Genomic DNA, 6592 nt, shown 5'->3' on the forward strand with positions numbered 1-6592 from the left:
CGCCCGGGCAGCCCGTACCCTCATGGCCATGTCCCTGCATGTCCTGGTCCTCGGCGGTACCGCCGAGGCACGTGAACTGGCCGCCTCGCTCGCGGCCCGATCCGGCGTGCGGGTGACCACCTCCCTGGCCGGGCGGGTGTCACGGCCGGGGTCGCTGGACGGGGATGTACGGGTCGGCGGGTTCGGGGGTGCGCAGGGGCTGGCGGCGTGGCTCCGCGAGCACCGTGTGGACGCGCTGGTCGACGCCACGCACCCGTTCGCCGCCGGGATCACGGCGAACGCGGCGCGCGCCGCCGCGGACACCGGTGTCCCCGCCGTGGTGCTGCGCCGCCCCGGCTGGCGGGCGCGGCCCGGCGACCACTGGCACGAGGCGGCCTCGCTCGACGACGCGGCCGCCCTGCTGCCGCCCCTCGGCCGACGGGTGTTCCTCACCACCGGCCGGCTCGGCCTCGCCGCCTTCGCCCGGCTGACGGACCTCCACTTCGTCGTACGGTCGGTGGAGCCGCCCGGGCCGCCCCTGCCGCCGCACACGGATGTGCTGCTCGCCCGGGGGCCCTTCACGGTCGAGGACGAGACCGCGCTGCTGCGCGAGCACCGCATCGAGGTGCTGGTGACGAAGGACAGCGGGGGAGCGGCGACGGCGGCCAAGCTCACCGCGGCGCGGGAACAGGGGGTCCCGGTGGTCGTCGTACGGCGTCCGCCCCTGCCCGAGGGCGTCACGGCGGTACCGGACGTGCCCACGGCACTGGCGCGGCTGGGGCTCGCTCCTCGCTGAGCCGCGGGTCCGGCTCAGTCCCGAGGATTCCTGCGCAGCAGATACGTGTCCATGATCCAGCCCTTGCGTTCCCTGGCCTCGGCCCGCAGCCGCTCGATGCGCTCCGCCGTCTCGGCGAGGGGGCCGGAGACGAGGATCTCGTCCGGCGTGCCGATGTACGCGCCCCAGTAGATGTCGATGTCCTGGTCCGCGTACTGCCGGAAGGTCTGGTGGGCGTCCAGCATGACGACCACGTCGTCGACGCCTTCCGGGAGGCCCTCCGCCAGCCGGCGCCCCGTGGTGATCTGCACCGGCCGGGCCACCCGGTTGAGCCCCGTGCGGTGCTTCGCGACGAGCGCCGAGACGCTGCTGATCCCGGGGATGACGTCGTAAGAGAACGTCACCGTGCCGCGGTCCAGGATCTCCTGAAGGATGCCGAGCGTGCTGTCGTAGAGCGCGGGGTCGCCCCAGACGAGGAAGGCGCCGGTGTCGTCCTCGCCCAGCTCTTCGGCGATCAGCCGCTCGTAGATGTCGGCGCGCGCCGAGCGCCAGTCACCGACGGCGGGGGAGTAGGCGCTGCCGCCCGCGGCCCGGTCGCGCTCGGGGTCCCGTGCCTCGGTCAGCCGGTACGTCCCCTCGGGCAGATGTGCGTCGAGAATGTCACGGCGCAGCTGTACGAGGTCCGACTTCACCTCGCCCTTGTCGAGCACGAAGAACACATCCGTGCTCCTCAGCGCCTTGACCGCCTGCAGGGTGAGCTGGTCGGGGTCGCCCGCCCCGATGCCGATGACATGAATCGTTCGCACGCCCCCGAGTCTGCCGTACGCCACCGGGGAACCGCGCGGCCCCCCGCCCCGGTCCGCCTACCGCTGCTCCCCGAGCAGCCGGGGCGCCCACGCCTGCGCGTCCACCGCGGCCGCCTCCCGCTCCACGACCGTCGCCGACTTCCTTGCCCAGGCGACCAGTTGGGTCACGTCCATGCCGTACGGCCGGTCCTTGCCGGTCTCGGCCGCCCACCCCTCGACCGCCGCGGCACCGCGTCGCAGCAGCCGGGCGCCGCCTGTCGCGTTGCCCCGGGCCGCGTGGGTGAGGCCGACCGCCATCTGGGCGAGCCCGCGCCACAGCGCACGCTCCTCGTCCGGCCCCGACTTCCAGGCGTCCTCGAAGACCTCGTGCGCATGGAACGGCCGTCCGGCGTCCAGCAGCGCCTGGGCCTCGCCGACGGTGTCCTGCGGGGTGCGCACGACACCCTCCGGCTGTCGCGCCACGCCCGGCGCCCCGTAGGGCAGCGGCCGCCCCAGCCCGTCCCGCGGCCGAGCGTTGCGGGCCCGTCCCTCGGCGTCCCGGTCCCGCGCCCGGCTCGCGCCGGCCTCCGATGCGTCGTCCATACCCCGATTGTCCCCCGCCGCCGGTCCCCTTCGGGGCAGCCCCCGACGTGGGGTAAAGTTCTGTCCGCGCGATCACGCGGGCCACCGCGGGAAGCGCACCGGGACGTGGCGCAGCTTGGTAGCGCACTTGACTGGGGGTCAAGGGGTCGCAGGTTCAAATCCTGTCGTCCCGACGGTGCGAAGGGTCTTCGTGGGCGAGAGCCGGCGGGGGCCCTTTTCGTGTGCTTCGCCCTTGACGTCCGGCATGCGGCTCACCTTGCCGTCGCCCAGGTACGGGACATGCCCGAGGGGACACGGTCCGCCGCGCCCGGGAGACCGGAGGCGGCGGACCCGGGCCGTTCAGCTCGCGTCGGTCGGTGTGAAGGTCACCTCTGCCGTGGCCGCTGTGCCGCCCTGGCGGCCGGGTGCGGTCTGCCACTTCCAGTACAGGTTGGTGTGGGCGATCACCTGGGCCGGGGGCGGTGCGCCGTATGCGGTGAGGTCCTCCGTGGTGTGTGCGTCGGCCACGAGTGTCGCGTCGTAGCCCCGCGCGATGGCGCCGTGCAGGGTCGAGCGGACGCATGCGTCGGTCGCGGCGCCCGTGACCACGAGGTGGCCCACGCCGCGCTCGGCGAGCAGCGCCTCCAGATCCGTGTCCTCGAACGAGTCGCCGTACCGCTTGTGGACGAGCGGCTCCGGGTCGTGGCGCTCCAGCTCCGGCACGTACTGCCAGCGTTCGCTGCCCCGTACGAGGTTGTCGTCGGAGTGCTGCACCCAGATCACCGGCACGTCCTCCGCGCGGGCCTTGCCGATCAGGGTGTTGATGTTCGCGATCACGTCGTCGCGGTTGTGGGCGGCGGCCACCACCCCGTTCTGCACGTCGATGATGAGCAGCGCCGTGTTCGGCCGGTCCGGCAGGGTTGTCATGGAGACTCCCGGATTCCTCGTGAGGTGCCAGGTCGCCTCACACCGTAGCGGCGGCCACTGACAACCGGGTGCGGGAACCTCGGCGCAGTAGGGTGCCGTACCGCCCGCCGGGTGTGCGCCCGGGCAGGTCCTGCCCCTTGACTTCGCGGGGCCCCGGCGCCACATTCCCTGACACTGCGTCAGATACGGCTGTTCGTACGCCTCGCCGTCCCTCGTCATCCCGGGAGCGATCTGCCATGGCCACCAGCGCGGACCCCGCGAGACCCACCGCATCCCCCGCGGCGGCCGGACCGTCGCGCCGACAGGTGCTCGGCGCGACCGGCGCCGGGCTCGCCCTCGCGGCCGGGCTGCCGCAGGCCGCCGGCGCGGCGCCCGCGGCCGACCTGCCCCCGCTCGGCACGTACGACGTCGTCGTGATCGGTTCCGGCGCGGCGGGCATGACCGCCGCGCTGACGGCCGCCCACCAGGGGCTGAGCTGTGTGGTCGTGGAGAAGGCGGCCACCTTCGGCGGCTCGGCGGCGCGCTCCGGCGCCGGCGTCTGGATCCCGAACAACCCGGTCCTTCTCGCGGCCGGTGTCCCCGACACCCCGGCGAAGGCGGCCGCCTATCTCGCGGCGGTCGTCGGCCTCGACGTCTCCGTCGAGCGGCAGCGGGCCTTCCTCGACCACGGCCCCGCCATGATCTCCTTCGTCATGGCCCACAGCCCGCTGCGCTTCCGCTGGATGGAGGGGTACAGCGACTACTACCCCGAACTGCCCGGCGGTCTGCCGAACGGCCGCTCCATCGAGCCCGACCAGCTCGACGGGAACATCCTCGGTGCCGAGCTGGCCCATCTGAACCCGCCGTACATGGCGGTCCCGGCCGGCCTGGTCGTCTTCAGCGCCGACTACAAGTGGCTGACGCTCGCCGCCGTCAGCGTCAAGGGTGCCGCCGTCGCCGCCGAATGCCTCGCCCGCGGCACCAAGGCGGCCCTCCTCGGCCACAAGCCCCTGACCATGGGGCAGTCGCTGGCCGCGGGTCTGCGGGCCGGGCTGCTCGCCGCGGGCGTGCCCCTATGGCTGAACACGCCGCTCACCGATCTGAGCGTGGAGGGCGGGGCGGTCACGGGCGCCGTGGTGACGCGCGACGGCGCGCCGGCACTGCTCCGGGCCCGGCGCGGTGTGATCGTCGGCTCCGGCGGCTTCGAGCACAACGCGGCCATGCGCGCGCGGTACCAGCGAGGGCCCATCGGCACCGACTGGACCGTGGGCGCCCGGGAGAACACCGGCGACGGCATCCGGGCCGGCGAGCGGGCCGGTGCCGCCCTCGACCTGATGGACGACGCCTGGTGGGGCCCGGCCATCCCGCTGCCGGACGACCCGTACTTCTGTCTCGCCGAACGCACCCTGCCCGGCGGACTGCTGGTCAACGCCGCCGGGGCCCGTTTCGTCAACGAGGCCGCCCCCTACAGCGACGTGGTGCACACGATGTACGACCGCAACACCAGCGACCCGGACATCCCGGCATGGCTGATCGTCGACCAGAACTACCGCAACCGCTACCTCTTCAAGGACGTCGCGCCCCTCCTCGCCCTCCCCGGGGCCTGGTACGACTCCGGCGCCGCGCACAAGGCCTGGACGCTGGACGCGCTCGCCGGGCAGATCGGCGTGCCCGCCGCCGCGCTACGGGCCACCGTGAGCCGCTTCAACTCCCTCGCCCGGAGCGGCGACGACCTCGACTTCCACCGCGGGGACAGCGCCTACGACCACTACTACACCGATCCCGCCGTCGTCCCCGACTCCTGTCTGGCGCCGCTGTGGCTGCCGCCGTACTACGCTTTCAAGATCGTCCCGGGTGATCTGGGCACCAAGGGCGGAATGCGCACCGACGCGCGGGCACGGGTACTGCGTGCGGACGGCTCCGTGATCCCGGGTCTGTACGCGGCGGGCAACGCCAGCGCCGCCGTCATGGGGCACAGCTACGCGGGCGCGGGCTCGACGATCGGCCCCGCCATGACCTTCGGGTACATCGCCGCGCTCGACCTCGCGGGCGGGTCGTGACCGGGTGCGGCGCTGCTCAAGGGGACGGGGGGCGGGGCGCAAACCCATGGCAACGGGTTCATATAGGCTGCTCGCTTCGGTCCCCACAGTCCGCGAGCGCCCGGGAGAGTCCCAGTGACCGTAGCGATCCCTCCGTCCGACACGGCCGGTTCGCCCGACGACCGGCCCGTCCCCCCGACGCCGGCCGACGACGCCGGGGTTGTCGTACCGGCCCCCGCCGGCGAGGGGTTCTGGGTGGAGCCCGGGGCGGCCGATGACGTGGCCCCGGAGCCGGCGGAGCCGGCGGAGCCCGAGGTGGCCGAGGTCGTGGTCCGCGACGCCCGCGAGTTCGGGGTGTACGCCCGGACCGGCGGCTGGGCGTTCGCGCTGAAGGTGGCGCGCAGCGTACGGCCCGGCGGCGAGCCTGCGGGGGAGACGCCCAAGGTCTCCGCCAAGCGGTTCGCCGAGCTGGCGGGGTGCTCGCCGGAGCGGATCATGCGCTACTACAAGGCGTGGGACAAGGCCGCCGACGACGGTCTGGTGCCGCACCTCGAGATCCTGGTCCCCGGCCAGGACATCGAACTGCCGGACTCCGATGCGTGGCACTCGTACTACACCGCCCGCTCCAGCGCGTCCTCCGAGCGGGGGACCGCCATCGCCGCGGCGGCCGAGGCCGAGGGCATCCGGCCGACCAAGGCGCTGGAGGTCGCCGAGAACCCCACCGCGCTGCGGGCCGCCATCCTCGCCGATCCCGCGACCGCCCGGACCGCGCGGGCCGCGCTGCTCGACCGGCTCAGGGAGGACCCGGTCCTGCAGACCGAGCTGGCCCGTGACGTCGCCCGCACCGACGAGCTGAAGAAGGCGGTCGCCACCGAGAGCCGAGCCGCCGACCGGATCGGCTATGTGCGGCAGATCGTCGAGAACGGCCAGGTCAAGACGCCCGCCGGGCAGACGATCGACGCGCCCGCCGAACTCCGCGCGGAGGCCGAGCGCCATCTGTCCCTCATCGACGAGCTGGACGACGGCGAGGACACCGGACAGTGGGCCACGGAGGCCTACGACACGGTGAAGGAACTCGTCGTCCAGACCGTCGAGGCCGACCCGGAGCTGCGCCGCCAGGAGCGCCGTACGAAGTTCTACGGCAGCCTGCAGCGGGCGACGAAGGTCTTCGAGGAACTGACCCTGGACGACGCGGACGACCTCGACGACCTGTACGAGGACGACATGCTCCAGCGTCTGGAGGACTTGCAGACGGCCATCGGTACCTGCATCGCGGCCCTGCGCAGGGCGGCCCCGGAGCAGCCCTGACGCCGCCCGGCGTATCGGACAGCAGTCGGCTAGGGTCTGTCGTCGAACTCGTGTCGTCGCCCGGAGGGCGGACCTGCGGCGTCAGGTGCGTGCTCTGCGGGTACCCCCTGCTCGAAGAGTTCGGGGGAGTGCCGGGCGGAAGCCCTCGTACTGGAGGTACGTGGGGTTTCGCCCGGTGCGGCGGAGGGGGCACCGCCCGCGCGAGCGAAGCCGAGCGT

6 protein-coding genes and 1 tRNA gene are annotated in these 6592 nt (G+C 73.5%); 4 read left to right on the forward strand and 3 right to left on the reverse strand.

Going from position 1 to position 6592, the window contains the following annotated elements; all coding sequences use genetic code 11:
- The first annotated feature begins 28 nt into the window (after positions 1–28).
- Positions 29–775 carry a cobalt-precorrin-6A reductase gene (locus ACFY2Z_RS38835; protein WP_390748708.1) on the forward strand — a complete coding sequence of 249 codons (747 nt, stop codon included), beginning with the start codon at positions 29–31 and terminating at the stop codon, positions 773–775.
- A gap of 14 nt (positions 776–789) precedes the next feature.
- On the opposite strand, the gene cobF is transcribed toward ACFY2Z_RS38835, so the two are convergent.
- Together cobF and ACFY2Z_RS38845 are read right to left on the reverse strand one after the other, a co-directional pair.
- The gene (cobF, locus tag ACFY2Z_RS38840) at positions 790–1560 is read right to left on the reverse strand and encodes a precorrin-6A synthase (deacetylating) (RefSeq protein WP_390748709.1); all 771 of its coding nucleotides are present in this window, start codon (positions 1558–1560) and stop codon (positions 790–792) included.
- A gap of 57 nt (positions 1561–1617) precedes the next feature.
- On the reverse strand, positions 1618–2142 hold the full coding sequence (locus tag ACFY2Z_RS38845) for a DUF309 domain-containing protein (RefSeq protein WP_390748710.1): 525 nt from the start codon (positions 2140–2142) through the stop codon (positions 1618–1620).
- A gap of 99 nt (positions 2143–2241) precedes the next feature.
- On the opposite strand from ACFY2Z_RS38845, the gene ACFY2Z_RS38850 reads away from it, so the two are divergent.
- Positions 2242–2315, forward strand: a tRNA-Pro gene (locus tag ACFY2Z_RS38850).
- Between the two features lie 166 nt (positions 2316–2481).
- Here the strand turns inward: ACFY2Z_RS38850 and ACFY2Z_RS38855 are convergent.
- Complete coding sequence (locus ACFY2Z_RS38855; protein WP_390748711.1) at positions 2482–3048, reverse strand: cysteine hydrolase family protein; 567 nt, start codon at positions 3046–3048, stop codon at positions 2482–2484.
- A gap of 236 nt (positions 3049–3284) precedes the next feature.
- Here ACFY2Z_RS38855 and kstD point away from each other — a divergent pair, with 236 nt between their 5' ends.
- Positions 3285–5087: a 3-oxosteroid 1-dehydrogenase gene (gene kstD / locus ACFY2Z_RS38860; protein ID WP_390748712.1), complete on the forward strand. Its 1803-nt coding sequence runs from the start codon at positions 3285–3287 to the stop codon at positions 5085–5087.
- Positions 5088–5201: 114 nt separating this feature from the next.
- A complete protein-coding gene (locus ACFY2Z_RS38865; protein ID WP_390748713.1) occupies positions 5202–6374 on the forward strand; it encodes a hypothetical protein in 1173 nt (390 codons plus the stop codon).
- Positions 6375–6592 lie beyond the last annotated feature (218 nt).

Source organism: Streptomyces sp. NPDC001222 (assembly GCF_042896945.1).
In the GTDB taxonomy this organism is placed as follows: domain Bacteria; phylum Actinomycetota; class Actinomycetes; order Streptomycetales; family Streptomycetaceae; genus Streptomyces; species Streptomyces gibsoniae.